The organism is Myxococcus xanthus (assembly GCF_006402735.1).
Classification (GTDB): Bacteria; Myxococcota; Myxococcia; order Myxococcales; family Myxococcaceae; genus Myxococcus; species Myxococcus xanthus_A.
In genome coordinates this window covers 1,572,844-1,586,612 of the sequence record NZ_CP017174.1, presented here as the reverse complement: position 1 = coordinate 1,586,612, position 13,769 = coordinate 1,572,844, and the positions used below count along the sequence as shown (strand labels likewise).

The following is a 13,769-nucleotide window of genomic DNA, read 5'->3' as shown; positions in this document are numbered from 1 at the left end:
GCGCGCCGTGGCATGTTCGCGGCGCACTGGGAGTCAAGCCTCCCCCCTCTAGGAGACGTCAAAGAATGAAGCGTCCGTCCCCCTGGCTCGCCATGCTGTTCGCCGGTTTCATGTCCATGCACGCCACCGGCTGCTTCGGCCAGTTCCAGCTCACGCAGAAGATCTGGAACTTCAACAAGAACATCTCCGGCAACAAGTTCGTGCAGTGGCTGATGTTCCTCGTGCTCACCATCATCCCCGTCTACGGACTGGGCGCGTTCATCGACGCCATCGTCATCAACAGCATCGAGTTCTGGACGGGCAGCAACCCCGTCGCCAGCGTGGACGGCGCGCCGGAGACCACCCGCATCGTCAAGCTGAGCCCCACCGACACGCTGCGCCTGTCGCGTGACGTGGAGACGGGCGTCATGCGCATGGAACTGGCGCGCGAGGGCCAGGAGACGATGGTCCGCTACTTCGAGCCGCTCGAGGACGGCATGGTGGTCCGCGACGACGCCGGCGCCATGCTCATCCAGGCCCAGGAGGCGACGGACGGCGCGGTGGCGGTGACGGATGCCGCCGGCACCACGCTGACGGTCCACGCCCGTGACGCGCTGGCCGTGGCCCGCCGCGTGTACGAAGAGGGTGGCGCGCAGGCGCTCGCGCAGCACGCCGTGGCCCAGGCCTCCGTGTCCCAGGGCCTGGCCAGCAACACCTGCGTGGCCCAGTAGCCAGCACGTCCACGGCTCACTGTTCGGAAATGTCGGGACATTCGCGGCACCAAAACCCCCGACATTTCCGAACAGCAGCGCGCCCGACGCGCTCCGGCCCCTCCCGCTATTCGGGAGGCGTGCCCGCGTCGGGAGGAACGCCGCCGTCGAGCAGCTCGCCTGGCTCCGGGCCGAAGCTCGCGTCCTGCGCCACCACGGAGAAGGTGCCCTCCAGGTTGCGGCCGGCGCCAAAGCCGTCACCCCGGCTGAAGGACATGGAGAAGTCTCCGCGCGTGGGTTCGCCCGGGTTGCCTCCAGACTCCAGCTGCAAGTCACCCTTGTTCACCGGCCCGAAGACGCGCGCGGGCTCGCCCGCGTTGAGGTGCACCACCGTGGCCCGCGCCTGTCCCGACGGCGTGGTGCCCGCGAGGTTCACCTTCGTCCCAGGACGCAGGTCCAGCCCCTCGGTGGACACCGTGAGGCGGACGACCAGGTCCACGTCCAGGTCGTTGTTCCGGTAGTAGCTGACCTGGAACGCCTCCGCGTTGCGCAGCACCTCCACGCGGGACACCTCCAGCGGGAAGAGCTCGGACACGCTGCCGGCCAGCGAGTTGTCCGCGAGGCCGCACGCGGCCAGCCCCGCTCCGGCCATCAGGACCGAGAGGCCCACGGCCGCCAGCGTGCGGACCGCGCGCGTCATCGCTCCACCGCGAGCTTCAGCACGCCCTTGTCCTGCGCCACCACCGGCGCCCGGTACAGGACGACGCGCTTGCCATTGGACAGGTACGCCAGCTTCGGCGACCAGCCACCGCCGGCGTCCACCAGCATCTCCCGCCAGATGCCCTGGATGCGCGTGGAGATGACCAACGCGTCGTCGTTCGGGTTGCAGCTCGTGTCATTGCGGCTGGACTCGGCGGCGCAGATGTAGAAGGCGATGGACGGCTCATGGTGGACCGGGTCGAAGGCCAGCGACGGATACCAGCCGCCCGTGCCGCTGTTGAACACGGGGTCCGGCATGGACCAGTCCCGCTCGGACGTGCAGGACGTCGCGGAGGTGTCAGCGCATTCCGTGTACGTCAGCGCGTTCGAGTTCCTGTTCAGCACGGCGATGCCGAACCCCTCGACCGAGTCATGCGCCAGCGAGGCCCCGAGCTGCGTGTTGGGAACCGCCTGCACGCGCACTGGCGGCGTCCAGGTGAGCCCGTCCGCGTTGCGCCGCTGGAAGTGCACGTCCGTGCCGGTGGCATGCGCGGCCTCCGGGGCCTTGTCATGCACCAGGGCCGGCTGCGCCCCCGCCATCACCATGGCGATGTGGCCTCCGTAGCCCAGCTTGGTATCGCCGGAGCCCACCGCCACCCGGCGTTGCCAGGTCGTGGGGCCTCCGCTGGCGACCTCCAGGTCGCTGCTCGCATAGGACTGGCGCTCCGTGCTGCCCAGCTTCCCGTCCCGGTACGCGACGATAACCTCGCTCCCCGAGAAGACGATGGCGGGATTGAGCCCCACCAGGAAGCCCTGGTCCAGGGCGGGGTTGACGGGCTGGGCCTCATCGGAGCGCCGCACGACGATGCGCTCCGTCCACGCGCCGGAGGCGCTGCGATAGGACACCGCGAGGTCGCTCTGGAACCAGTACGAGGTGTCATCCGAACCGCCGCCCAGGTACGTCACCACCGGCTGCCCATCCGGCCCGAAGGCCACGGACACGCCGTACACGCGCTGTACGGTGGCGATGCGCTCCGCCGGGCCGAGCTGCCCGCCGTTGAACTCGCGGTACATCAGGTCCGAGTCCTCGACCTCGTACGTCATCGTCCCCGTGCGGACGAAGTACGCCATGCCGATGCGGTCCTGCGGACCCACGGCCATGGCGATGGAGGAGATGGGGTCGAACTGTCCCTCGCTCGAATCCACCACGAACTTCGCGAAGGCCGAGGTGTCGATCGGACCGCCGTCGGGGTTACCGCCCGCGTCAGGGGGCGTCGGGTTGCTGTCCTTGCCACACCCCAGCGCGAGCACCAGGCCCAGAGCCCAGGCATGCCGTTTCATGTGCCACTCCTCGTGTGTTGTCGGCCCTGCACGTCGTGGCGGCATCCTACGCCAGCGCCGCGCGGCGGGGAGCAACCGAGCATGTTTCATGAAGACAGCGCGAAGAGCCTGCGTGCGCTAGGCTCGCGCGCCGTATGACACGTGCGCATTCCAACCGGGGGCGCCTGTCCCGGCGCTCCCTCATCCAGCGGCTGACCTTCCTGGGCGGAGGTGTGGTGCTGCTCGGCCCCGCCTGCAAGCGCTCCTCCGAATCGCAAGAGAAGGCGCCTCCCTCCGACACCGGTCCGCTGGCGGCGAAGCAGGACGGCCAGGCCCCGCGCACCTTCTCCTCCTTCGAATACGCGGTGGTGGCCGCGGCCACCGAGCGCATCCTCCCCCGGGATGAAGACCCGGGCGCCCTCGATGCGAACGTCCCCGTCTACATCGACCGCATCCTCCAGACACCTGAGCTGGAGCCCGTGCGCGAGGACTTCCTCTCCGGCGTGGCGGCCCTGGAGCGCCGCGCCCAGCGCATGCACCAGAAGGGCTTCGCCGCCCTGACGGCCGAGCAGCAGGACGAACTGCTCACCCTCTTCAAGGACAGCCCGCCTCGCAGCGGCGAGGCGCACTTCTTCGAGCTGCTGACGGTGATGACGCTGGAGGGCTTCCTCGGGGACCCGTCCTACGGCGGCAACCAGGGCAAGGTGGGCTGGCGGCTGATGGGCTTCGACACCGTGGGCACCGTCGCCTCCGCGCCCCCCGAAGGCTACGACGGGCCCAAGTGCCTGCGTGAATGTGGGGTACACCGGTGAGCCTGCCCGAAGTGGACGTCTGCATCATCGGCAGCGGCGCGGGCGGCGCGCCCATGGCGCTGGAGCTGGGCCGCGCGGGCTTCAACGTGGTGCTGCTGGAGAAGGGCCCGCACTACCAGCCCAAGGACTTCATCCACGACGAAATCCTGAACAGCCGCCGGAACTTCTTCATGCCGGTGCCGTGGGAGGAGCCGCACCTGGTGCGCCAGGGCGCGAAGGGCCGCTATGAGAAGACAAGCGCGGCGTGGACGGCCAACTGCGTGGGTGGCGGCACCGTCCACATGAGCGGCTTCTTCTACCGGCTCAAGCCGGTGGACTTCCGGCTGCGCTCCACGCTGGGCGCCGTGCCCGGCAGCACCGTGGCGGACTGGCCCATCTCCTATGAGGAGCTGGCGCCCTTCTACGACAAGGCCGAGGCGGAGCTGGGCGTGTCCGGCGAGTCCGTCCCCCACCCCTTCGCCGAGCCGCGCAGTGGCCCCTACCCGCTGCCGCCGCTCGACGTGCACCCGGTGGCGAAGGAAATCGACAAGGCGTGCGGCGCCATGGGCTGGCACTCGCTGCCCACCGCGCGCGGCATCCTCAGCAAACCCTACCGGGGCCGGGCGCCGTGCTCGTACTGCGCGCTGTGCGGCAGCTACGGCTGTGAGACAGGCGCGAAGAGTGGCACCAACGCCAGCCTCATCCCCGCCGCCGTGGCCACCGGCAACGTGGACCTGCGCCCCGGCTGCATGGCGCGCACGGTAGAGGTGGACAAGCAGGGCCGCGCGAGGAGCGTCGTCTACATCGACGCGGACGGCGTGACGCGCGAGCAGCCCGCGAAGGTCATCGTCGTGTCCTGCACCGCCGTGGAGAGCGCGCGCCTGCTGCTCAACTCCACCTCCAGCCGATTCCCCAAAGGCCTGGCCAACGGCAACGGGCTGGTGGGGCGCAACCTCACCTTCAGCTCGTTCGGTGAGTCCCACGCCACCTTTCGCCTATCGAAGCAGTCCGCCGCGCGGCCGTGGCTGAAGGACCCATCTCCCTTCGTGAACCGCAGCCTCCAGGACTTCTACCTGATGCCCGACGCCCAGTTCGGCTTCCGCAAGGGCGGCACGCTGGGCTTCATGTGGGCCCACCCCAATCCCATCCACGCGGCCGTGGGGCTGGCGGGCAAGGGCGAGAAGGCGCTCTTCGGAAAGGCGTTGAAAGACAAGATGCGGGAGTACCGCGACTCACGCATCCTCCAGTTCGAGGTCTACGCCGAGTTCCTCCCCACCGCTGGCACCTATGTCAGCGTGGAGGACGGCGTGAAGGACCGCTACGGCATCCCCGTGGCGGCCATCACCGTGGACCGGCACCCCATGGACCTGGCGGCCACGCGTTTCCTGGTGGAGCGCGGCGAGGAGGTCCTCCTGCGCCTGGACCCGGATGACGTCCGGCGCGGCACCACCAGCGGTGAGACGTCCATCCTCCAGCACGGCACCTGCCGCTTCGGCGACGACGCGGCGACGTCCGTGCTGGACCGCGACTGCCGCGCCCACGAGGTGCCCAACCTCTATGTGGTGGACGGCAGCTTCATGCCCACCGGCGGCAGCGTGCCGTCCACGCTCACCATCAGCGCCAACAGCTTCCGCGTGGCGGACCACCTGGTGCGCAAGCTCAAGGGCTGACGCTAGCGATTGCGCAGCGGCGTCACGTCCACCTTGACGATGTAGCGCGCCTGCATGTCGGACTCGAACTCGATAAGGTGGTCGCCCACGCCGGTGAGCTCCGCCTCCTCGGTGAAGGCGCCCTGCCGCTCCATCACGTCCAGCACCGCGCGGCCTTCCGTGGCCCGTCGGATGCGCGCACGGCAGCCCTCTTCATGGAAGAGCATCACGGTTTCACTTCCCGCCGCGGTGACGTCCTCCAGGAAGAGGCTCACCTTCACGGTGGAGGCTTCCTTCAATTGGACGATGAGCTGCTGCCGGCCAGGGAAGCGGCCTTCTGAATAACTTTCCGAGCCGAGAATACAGCCCGCCACGCGGTCGCACACAGGCCAGGCCGCACCGCAGGTGTCCTTCACACGCGCGCCAATGAAGTCCTCACGCGTGCCGTCGCAAGCGCCCCAAAGCGACGCAAAAAGCAGCACCGCTGCTGCCTGGGCCTTGCGGCCAAACACTGTTACAACCGGCGTCATCTTCAGACCCTCATGCGAGGCGTGTATGTCCATGCGACTGCGTACCCGTTGGCTCCCCATCATCTTCTTCGCCCTGGCTGGCTGTGGGAACGAGACGGAGCTTCCCCAGGCGCCCACACTCTTCATCGACCGCGCGGCGCTGACGTTCAACCGCGAATTCGAACACGGCACCTACGTCGGGCAGACGACCTTCAACTCGCTCGCCATCCAGAACCGCGGCCTGGACCCGCTGGACATCTCCGCCATCACCCTGTCCGCGCCGGGTGTCTTCACGCTCCAGCTTCCCGAAGGCTTCACCCCGGGCACGCCGCTGCGGCTGGAGACGTATGACCGCGCCTTCCTGACGGTGGCCTTCCGGCCCACCGATGACACGGAATACAACGGCACGATTACCATCGAATCCAACGCCGCCAACGCCGCCAAGCAGGTCATCACCCTCAATGGGCTGGGTGTCGCGCCCTGAAGTCCTCGCGGACCACCGCGTGACGGGCGGGAGCCAGCGCTCCCGCCCTGACGCCACCCGCATCATGGCTGGTAGGTGAAGTTGCAGCCCCCGGCGTAGTTCTGGATGACGCCGCCATCTCCGTCCGGCGTCGTCCCACCGTCGGTGACGACCGGGCACGACACCGTCGTCCCACCGTCCACCGGGTAGCTCTGCGGATAGTCCCCGTGGCCGGTGCGCAGCGTGTAGTTCACCCGCTCGTAGTCCAGCCGCTCCGACGCCGTCACGTCCACGCGCAGGGTGCCGCCGCGGATGAAGCGCCGCTCCAGGCAGCCGCAGGCATAGGGCGCCAGGGTGACGACGGTGGAGTTGGGACGGTCCTCCAACTGGTAGAGCGGCTGCAGGCTGCTGGTGCCCGCATTGGACGGCGTGTGCCAGGCGCGCAGCGCGTCCGAGCGGTAGCCTAGCGTCAGCGGCCCCCGGTTGCCCGTGCGCACCGGCGTGCAGGTGCCAACACCGGCGTCCGTCGCATCGCCGTCACAGAAGGTGAGGTCCAGCGCCAGGCCGTGCGGCGTGCCACCGTCGGCCAGCTTCGCCACCTCCCACTGGAGCAGCCACGTCCGGTCCTCCGGCGGAGGCACCGACGGCAGGTCGAACACGTACGAGTCCACGTCGGAAGGCACGGCGTCGTAGTCCAGCGGGCCACGCACCCCGAGCCCGTTGACGCGGTCCATTCCGCTGCGCAGCCGGCCGTGGCCGTGCGACAACTGGCCCGTGACGGAGAACTCCGCCGTGTCGGGCGGCGACGGGAAGGCCGTGGTGGACGCGAGCGTCCGCGCCACCGGCGCCTCCGCGCCATTGACGTAGCGAGACAACTCGTCCGCATCCTCCACATCCCAGCTCACCTCCAGGCGGTAGTCCTTGTCGTCGACCCACGAGCCGTTGTCCTGCACCAGGAAGTAGTACATCAGCGCGGCGTCATGCGCCGGAACCGGGATGACACCCCGGAAGTTGCTCAGGGCGGTGAAGCGCGAGTTGCCCACGGCCTCCTCGCGAGACGAGTGCAGACACATGGGCGCGGGCAAATCCGTGCGCCGGCAGAAGCGATCCACCAGGCCCCGGGCGTCGGGGTTCTCCGAGAAGTCGCGCGGGCAGACGGCGGCGTTGGTGGCGCAGCTCTCCCGCGACTCGCTCAGGGGGCCCCCGGTGGCGACCAGGGTGAACACGTGCACCACGCGCGAGGCCGTCACCGGCAGCGCGGGGAAGCGGCCCCCCGTATCCAGCGGCACCAGCCGGTAGCGCAGCAACGTGGGGGTGCTGAAGGCCGGCAGCCGCACCGAGTACCAATCCCGGTCGGGGATGTAGCCCAGGCGGCCGGTGAAGGAGACAGACGAGCCGGCGCCGCCGGGCGTGGCGCTGACGAGGTTGCGCGCGGTGGCCTCCTGCGCGCGGTCATTGCCCGTCGTTGTGCGGTCCTGCGCGTCCTCCTCCTCCAGCACGCGAACCTCCACCTCGTAGGGCTGCGCGAGGTCTCCCTGGGCCGTGTCCCGGTCATTGGTGCCGCGGTAGCCCTTCACCACCAGCGTCCACCGCCCCGCGTGCTCCACTTTGATTTTGCGCGCGGTGGCCAGCTCGCCGCCGCGCACCTGGGGCAGCACCACGCCTTCGTCTTCCTTCTCCGTGAAGTCCGGGCGCCACAGCTCGTAGGACAGGCGCCAGTTGGGCACGAAGTCCAGGTCGGGCGCGCTGATGTGCACGTAGGCGACCTTCCCCGCCGCCAGGTCGAAGGCGTAGTGGTCCACGTCGTTGTCGGTGGCCAGATAGCCGGTGGAGGCGCCCATCAGCATCTCCCCGGACTGCGTCAGCACCAGCGGCGTGGCCGTCTCGTGCGTGTCGTTGGGCTCCTGCTCGTCCGGGTTCTGGTCGATGCGCACCGTCAACCGGTACTTGTTGCGCGCGTCGAAGTTGGGCCGGGACGGCACGTCTGGCGCGTCCTGCACCAGCACCAGCAGCGTCTGGTTCTCCATCCCGTCACGCAGCGGCAACACGATGTCCACCGGACGGGGCGCGCCCTGGGCGTGCTTGTCCTCCTTCTTCGCCAGTGAGCCCTCCTTCCCGTCCGGCAGCGGCCCCAGGATGGTGACGGACAGATTCACCGCGGTGCTGGACGCCAGGTACGTCCCGTTGACGTTCAGCAGCGTGCGGGCGTTGGTGCCGGGCGGCAGGACGATGCGGTACCAGTCCTGGTCACCGGCGCGCGGCTCGCTGTCCAGCGCCAGGAAGCGCTCCAGCGGCTCGCCCGGCTTGAGTTCGCACTCGGGCCGCGTCAGCGCCTCCTCGCGCGAATTGCACAGGTCCTCCACCACGGGAGTCCCCGCGTCTGGTGTCTCGCCTCCTCCAGACGAACAGGCGACGAGGACGAGCAACGCGAGCGGCAACAGACGGACAGAGGTGGGCATGGCGTCGGTTCTCAAGGCGTCGGGGGCACGTCGTCGGGGCGGCCGGGGCAGCCGTCGACGAACTGCTCGGGTTCCACGCGGATGACGCCGTCGGCGGGCGACTTGATGCCGCCCACCGGGTAGCGCACGTCATTCACGCGGAAGGTGCGGACAAGCGTCCGGGCGGTGGGGTCGTCTCCGGGCACCATGGCCACGGACATCGCGATGTCGTTGAAGCCCGCCCCGCGCTGCACCACGCCCGCGTCGTCCGCGGACGCCATCGTGGGGGCCAGCAGGACGTTCTCCACGCGGAAGCGGTAGCACTGGCGGCCCAGGTTGTCCGGCGGGCCGTCCGCCTCGAAGGCGTAGCGGTAGCCATTCACCGACAGGTCCGCGGTGTCCACCGCCAGCGGCCGGGTGTGCATCCGCAGCTCCATCCGGTTCGTCAGCCCGTCGTTGTCCGGGTCCTCGTCCAAGTCGTTGCTGGCGCCCTGCGTGCCGCCCAGCCACTCCATGCCGTCCGGCACGCCGTCCCGGTCACTGTCCGCCAGCGTCGCGTTGGTGCCCACGAACTGCTCGTCGCAGTCCAGCAGGCCGTCGCAATCCGAGTCCACGCCGCGCAGCGCCGGCGGGCAGCCGCGGTCCAGCCCGCCGCCGTCGGGCAGGGCCTCCTGCGTGGGGTTGAAGTCCACGCCGCGGTCGCGGAAGTACACCTCCACGCCGTCGCTGAAGCCGTCCCCGTCCGTGTCCACCTTGTGCGGGTCCGTGCCCAGCTCCAGCTCGCGCGCGTCCGTCAGGCCATCACCGTCCGAGTCCGCCTCGCCCACCGGGCTGCCTGGCGGCGCGGAGAAGTTGAAGGCCACCATCTCCTTCACGATGAAGGCGCGGCGCACCTGGCCGAAGGTGAAGTCCAGGAAGTTGATGGGCTCGTTGTTGCGGAAGTCGCGGAAGTTGCCGCCGCCCAGCGAGGCCATCTGCTCCAGCCGGTCCGCGTTCTGGTTGATGATGAGCAGCGGGCAGCCCCCATCACCAGACAAGTCACACACCGAGGACACCGGCTGCGTGGGGTTGAAGACGTGCACGGTGTTGACGCGCACGTCCTCCACCAAATCCCGCAGCTGGCGAATGCGCACCACCGCGTCGCCCCGGAGCAACTCGTCGTCCTGGTCGTTGGTGGGCTTGCCGTCCGACAGGAAGATGACGGAGTAGCGCGCCTGCGCCAGCGCCTGCGCACCGCCCGGGTCCAGCCGGCTGCGCGCGATGTCCGTGTTGATGAGCGAGTAGATGTCCGACAGCGGCTTGACGAAGTCCGTCGAGTCCCGGTTCGGCGAGGTGTCGGGGTTGCGGAAGGTGAGCAGTTGCTCGGACAGGCGCCGCAACGTGGCGTCATCCATGGAGGACACCTGGACGAAGCCGTCCTGGGGCGGGTTGCCCGGCTGCTGCGTGAGGAAGGCCGTGGTGCTGCCCGCGAAGAGCATCACCGCCAGGTGCACCTCCGGGTCCCTGGGCAGGTTCTGGATGAGCTCCACCAGCGCGGTGGCGCGAGCGCCGTCCGGGTCGCTCACCCGCATGGACTGCGAGGCGTCCATGGCGACCACCAGCTTGATGGGCCGCACCACCTCGTTGCTGCCCACGGTGCAGAAGCGGCCTTCCAACGTCACCGCCCGGTCCACCGGCACTTCCGTGTCACGGCGAGGGTCGTACAGATAGGAATCCGTACACGCCATCACCATCGCCACGGCCACCAGGACGCCCGCCAGGACTCGGACAACGCGGCTCACGGATTGGCGCTCCCCGAGGGCGGGATTCCGACGCAGTCGTTCTGGTTGTTCCACGGGTTGCTCAAGGTGTCGGGCCGGCGGAAGTCAGCATCCTCGAAGGTCAGCTCGGGCCCCACCGGGACCCGCACGCTGGGCGGCGCATACTGCGCCCAGGCGCAGGCGGTGCGCCACACGCCGTAGTCCGTGCTCACGCCACTCTCCGGTGCCTCGGCGAACCACACCTTGAAGAGGTTGTAGCCCTGCTTCACGCCCGCGCGGTCCGGCGGCGTGACGAGCTGCAGGTTGGACACGGTGAAGTCGTAGCAGAGGCTGCCGTCGGGACGGACCTCCGCGATGCGCGTCTCGTACTGGTAGCCGAAGCGCTCGTGGAAGGCCTTGTCGCGGCGCGTGGGATTACTTCCCGCGCGCAGCTCCTGGGCGTCCGGGATGCCGTCACCGTCCGTGTCCAGGCCCGACACGCTGTTCTCCAGCGGGTTGAGCCCCCAGCGCGCCTCCAGGCCGTCCGGCACGCCGTCTCCGTCGCTGTCCACGATGCCGGTGCGCGTGCGCAGGTAGTCCTCGGCGAACTGGGACAGGCCGTCACCGTCCGTGTCGCGGCAGACGCAGTTGGGCGTCAGCGGCGAGGCCGGGTTGCACCCGCGCGCGTCCAAATCATTGGCGGCGCGGAAGCCCTGGTCCTCGCGGCGGTATTCGAAGCCGTCATCCAGGCAGTCGCCGTCGCTGTCCGCCACGAAGGTGTTGGTCTTCAGCGTGAAGCTGTTGTCGATGGAGTCCGGCACCCCGTCCCCATCGCTGTCCAGCACGCGGCCGGTGTCACCCGGCGCGGAGCTGAGCGACTCCACCATCAGCGTCTTCATCACGTTGCGCGAGGCGAACGACGAGTAGTCCAGCGCGCCCAGGCCCAGGTTGGAGATTTCGCCCGTGTCGTTGAACTCCTGGTACACGCCGTTGCCGATGTCCGCGAAGCGCCGCAGCAGCCACGCGGCGATCTTCTTCGCGGCCTCCGGATAGCGCGCCGGCTCCACGCCCGGGTACACGCCGTAGATGTCCTGGCAGATGGGGCCACACGCCCGCACCGCTTCCTGGTTGAAGAGCAGCACCGTGTGCATGCGCAAATCGCCCACGTTGTACTGGTCCTTCAACTCCATCAGCCGCCGCACGTAGCTGAACAGCTGGTAGTTCTGGTTGCGGTCCGTCCCCACCTCGAACCCATCAATCTGGTCCGTGGTGTTGGTGAGGTTGCAGAAGTCTCTCAGCGAGTCCGCCCACGTCAGGTCCGGGTTGTCCGGGTCGGCGTAGACGCTGAGGTTGTCGGTGGCCGAGCAGCGCGGATACGGCGTGCCGTCGGTCAGGAAGACGACGACGTAGCGCGTGCGCGGCAGCAGCTCCGGGTTGGACTGCGCCACCGCGTTGATGTCGCTGGAGATGAGGCTGTAGGCGTAGGACAGGGCGCCCTGGTAGTCGGTGCCCTTGCCCAGCTGGCTCTGCAGGCCCTCGATGTAGCTGTCGATGTTGTTGTCCGGCCGGGCGAAGCGGTCCCCCGTCGTGGTGGGCGGCCAGACGTTGCGCACGTTCGTTTCAAAGGGGGCGACGGACACCTGCACGTTGCCGCCCTGCGCATTCACTTCCCGGAACTGCTGCACCAGCCGCTTGAGGGCGCGCACGCGCGCGGGCTCGGTGACGCCCTCCGGGATGATGTCCAGAATCTCCCGGCGCTGGCAGAAGCCGTTGTCGAGCTGCGAGCCCGGCGGGTCGGAGACGCACATGCTGCCCGACTCGTCGATGACCACCACCACCTTCACCGGGAAGCCGGAGGGGCTGGGCGGGCGCGTGCACACCCGCCCCTGGAGCGTCAGCCGGTCATCGAGGTTGGAGAGCGCATCCACCCTCGATTCGAGCATGGCGTCCGAACAGGACCACAGGCCCGAAGCCAGGAGGCCCGCCGCGAGCAGCGAGGTACGAACGAAGCGGCGCATGCGGAAGGGACCTCCTGGAGGGGGGGACTGCGAGGTTACTGCTGGGGACGGCGGCGGCGCATCAGCACGCTGAGCAGCGCGGCGCCCAGGGCGGTGGCGCTGAAGCCCGCGGGCACCGAGCTGCAGTTGTTGCCCTCCTCCGAGTCATCCCCCACGAGCACCGTGAGGGTGGAGGCGGACACGCGCTGGTCGGGGAACACGCGGTCGGAGAAGGCCAGGCGCGCGGTCAGCTGGAGCTGGTACTCGCCCTTCTTGTCCGGAACGAAGGTGGGCACGCTGCCGTCGACGTACATGTACTGCCAGTCGCGGCTGAGCGTCACCGCGCCCTGAGGACGCTCCACCACGGCGGTGGAACCCGAGGGACGCTTCACCACCACCCACTCGTACTCCATGGCCGCGCCGTTGCGGTTGGCGAACAGCGGCGGGCGGATGGTGATGCCGGCCTTGTCCGTGCGGAACAGGCCACCGGCGCTGACGGTGAACGGCGACTTCGGGTCCAGGCAGTCGTCGGGGCGCTCGGGGTTCGTCACCAGGCAGTAGCGCGTGTCGCACGCGTCGCCAATGCCGTCACGGTCGTCGTCGCGCTGGTCGCGGTTTTCGACGGCGGGGCAGTTGTCCTGCGTGTTGAGCACGCTGTCGCCGTCGATGTCGGGGTCGCACGCGTCGCCGACACCGTCACCGTCCGTGTCACGCTGGTCGGGGTTGGGCACGCCGGGGCAGTTGTCGCTGCTGTCGGAGATGTTGTCGCCGTCCGCGTCCACGCGGCACACGGTGATGTCTTCGGGCATCACCGTCTGATCGACATTGGCGAATCGGGGGCAGTTGTCTTCGCCGTCGAGCCAGCTATCGTTATCGTCGTCCAGATCGCAGACGTCACCCTGGCCGTCCTTGTCCAGGTCCTCTTGGTTCGGGTTGGGCACCAGCGGGCAGTTGTCCTCCGCGTTGGGGCGGCCGTCGTTGTCCTGGTCCGGGTCGCAGTCGTCGCCGATGCCGTCGCCGTCCGCGTCGCGCTGCTGGAAGTTGGAGAGCGTGGGGCAGTTGTCGCAGGCGTTGCCCACGCCGTCACCGTCGTCGTCCGCCTGGTCGCGGTTGGAGACGAAGGGACAATTGTCGCGGTCATCCGCGCGGCCGTCGCCGTCCGCGTCGTCCGTGTACGACAGCGTGTCGCCGTCGTCCGTGTAGTTCACCCAGATGCTGCCGCCCGCGCCGCAACCACAGCCACCGCCGACCTCCAGCGGCATGCCGCACCGGTCGCCCAGGCACTCCGGGTTGTCGGGGTTGTTATTGGACTGAGCCAGCGCCCCGGCGGGGCTGAAGACGAGGAAAGCCCCCAGCGTGAGGACTGAAGCGAAACGAGCGCGTGTCATGGTGACTCCTTTCAACACCGGACGCCTAGCAAGGAACGATCCGTACCAGACACTTGGGAGAAGCCCTGGAATGTCAGCGGGTTGGGC

At 69.0% G+C, this 13,769-nt stretch carries 11 protein-coding genes; 4 read left to right on the top strand and 7 right to left on the bottom strand.

Going from position 1 to position 13,769, the window contains the following annotated elements:
- The first annotated feature begins 65 nt into the window (after positions 1-65).
- Positions 66-710 (top strand): DUF3332 domain-containing protein, encoded by a 645-nt coding sequence (locus tag BHS09_RS06760; protein WP_140788322.1) that lies wholly within the window; start codon positions 66-68, stop codon positions 708-710.
- Between the two features lie 106 nt (positions 711-816).
- Here the strand turns inward: BHS09_RS06760 and BHS09_RS06755 are convergent, their stop codons facing one another.
- Both BHS09_RS06755 and BHS09_RS06750 read right to left on the bottom strand, forming a co-directional pair.
- On the bottom strand, positions 817-1,389 hold the full coding sequence (locus tag BHS09_RS06755; RefSeq protein WP_140788320.1) for a hypothetical protein: 573 nt from the start codon (positions 1,387-1,389) through the stop codon (positions 817-819).
- Positions 1,386-2,729: a hypothetical protein gene (locus BHS09_RS06750; RefSeq protein ID WP_140788318.1), complete on the bottom strand. Its 1,344-nt coding sequence runs from the start codon at positions 2,727-2,729 to the stop codon at positions 1,386-1,388. The genes BHS09_RS06755 and BHS09_RS06750 overlap by 4 nt, the downstream gene beginning before the upstream one ends.
- A gap of 134 nt (positions 2,730-2,863) precedes the next feature.
- On the opposite strand from BHS09_RS06750, the gene BHS09_RS06745 reads away from it, so the two are divergent.
- Both BHS09_RS06745 and BHS09_RS06740 read left to right on the top strand, forming a co-directional pair.
- Complete coding sequence (locus tag BHS09_RS06745; protein ID WP_140788316.1) at positions 2,864-3,520, top strand: gluconate 2-dehydrogenase subunit 3 family protein; 657 nt, start codon at positions 2,864-2,866, stop codon at positions 3,518-3,520.
- Entirely contained in the window at positions 3,517-5,169 is a 1,653-nt protein-coding gene (locus BHS09_RS06740; RefSeq protein WP_140797483.1) for a GMC family oxidoreductase, read from the top strand. Before BHS09_RS06745 ends, BHS09_RS06740 begins: the two co-directional genes overlap by 4 nt.
- A gap of 2 nt (positions 5,170-5,171) precedes the next feature.
- Here BHS09_RS06740 and BHS09_RS06735 read toward each other — a convergent pair whose 3' ends face one another.
- Positions 5,172-5,678, bottom strand: coding sequence for a hypothetical protein (locus BHS09_RS06735; protein ID WP_237080217.1), 507 nt, complete (start codon positions 5,676-5,678; stop codon positions 5,172-5,174).
- Between the two features lie 31 nt (positions 5,679-5,709).
- Between BHS09_RS06735 and BHS09_RS06730 the strand changes: the two genes are divergently transcribed.
- Positions 5,710-6,141 carry a hypothetical protein gene (locus BHS09_RS06730; RefSeq protein ID WP_237078092.1) on the top strand — a complete coding sequence of 144 codons (432 nt, stop codon included), beginning with the start codon at positions 5,710-5,712 and terminating at the stop codon, positions 6,139-6,141.
- Positions 6,142-6,203: 62 nt separating this feature from the next.
- Here BHS09_RS06730 and BHS09_RS06725 read toward each other — a convergent pair whose 3' ends face one another.
- The 4 genes from BHS09_RS06725 to mtsC are packed head-to-tail and all read right to left on the bottom strand — an operon-like array spanning position 6,204 to position 13,682.
- Complete coding sequence (locus BHS09_RS06725) at positions 6,204-8,579, bottom strand: hypothetical protein (RefSeq protein ID WP_174260500.1); 2,376 nt, start codon at positions 8,577-8,579, stop codon at positions 6,204-6,206.
- Between the two features lie 11 nt (positions 8,580-8,590).
- A complete protein-coding gene (locus BHS09_RS06720) occupies positions 8,591-10,339 on the bottom strand; it encodes a vWA domain-containing protein (protein WP_140788308.1) in 1,749 nt (582 codons plus the stop codon).
- On the bottom strand, positions 10,336-12,315 hold the full coding sequence (gene mtsD, locus BHS09_RS06715; RefSeq protein WP_140788306.1) for a cell-cell cohesion protein MtsD: 1,980 nt from the start codon (positions 12,313-12,315) through the stop codon (positions 10,336-10,338). Before mtsD ends, BHS09_RS06720 begins: the two co-directional genes overlap by 4 nt.
- Before the next feature lie 35 nt (positions 12,316-12,350).
- Positions 12,351-13,682: a cell-cell cohesion MYXO-CTERM protein MtsC gene (mtsC, locus tag BHS09_RS06710; protein WP_174259207.1), complete on the bottom strand. Its 1,332-nt coding sequence runs from the start codon at positions 13,680-13,682 to the stop codon at positions 12,351-12,353.
- Positions 13,683-13,769 lie beyond the last annotated feature (87 nt).

Bases quoted from the DNA above. Each gene is read 5' to 3' on its own strand.
- BHS09_RS06760 (WP_140788322.1), top strand. From the start codon at position 66: ATGAAGCGTCCGTCCCCCTGGCTCGCCATGCTGTTCGCCGGTTTCATG.
- BHS09_RS06755 (WP_140788320.1), bottom strand. From the start codon at position 1,389: ATGACGCGCGCGGTCCGCACGCTGGCGGCCGTGGGCCTCTCGGTCCTG.
- BHS09_RS06750 (WP_140788318.1), bottom strand. From the start codon at position 2,729: ATGAAACGGCATGCCTGGGCTCTGGGCCTGGTGCTCGCGCTGGGGTGT.
- BHS09_RS06745 (WP_140788316.1), top strand. From the start codon at position 2,864: ATGACACGTGCGCATTCCAACCGGGGGCGCCTGTCCCGGCGCTCCCTC.
- BHS09_RS06735 (WP_237080217.1), bottom strand. From the start codon at position 5,678: ATGACGCCGGTTGTAACAGTGTTTGGCCGCAAGGCCCAGGCAGCAGCG.
- BHS09_RS06730 (WP_237078092.1), top strand. From the start codon at position 5,710: ATGCGACTGCGTACCCGTTGGCTCCCCATCATCTTCTTCGCCCTGGCT.
- BHS09_RS06725 (WP_174260500.1), bottom strand. From the start codon at position 8,579: ATGCCCACCTCTGTCCGTCTGTTGCCGCTCGCGTTGCTCGTCCTCGTC.
- mtsD (WP_140788306.1), bottom strand. From the start codon at position 12,315: ATGCGCCGCTTCGTTCGTACCTCGCTGCTCGCGGCGGGCCTCCTGGCT.
- mtsC (WP_174259207.1), bottom strand. From the start codon at position 13,682: ATGACACGCGCTCGTTTCGCTTCAGTCCTCACGCTGGGGGCTTTCCTC.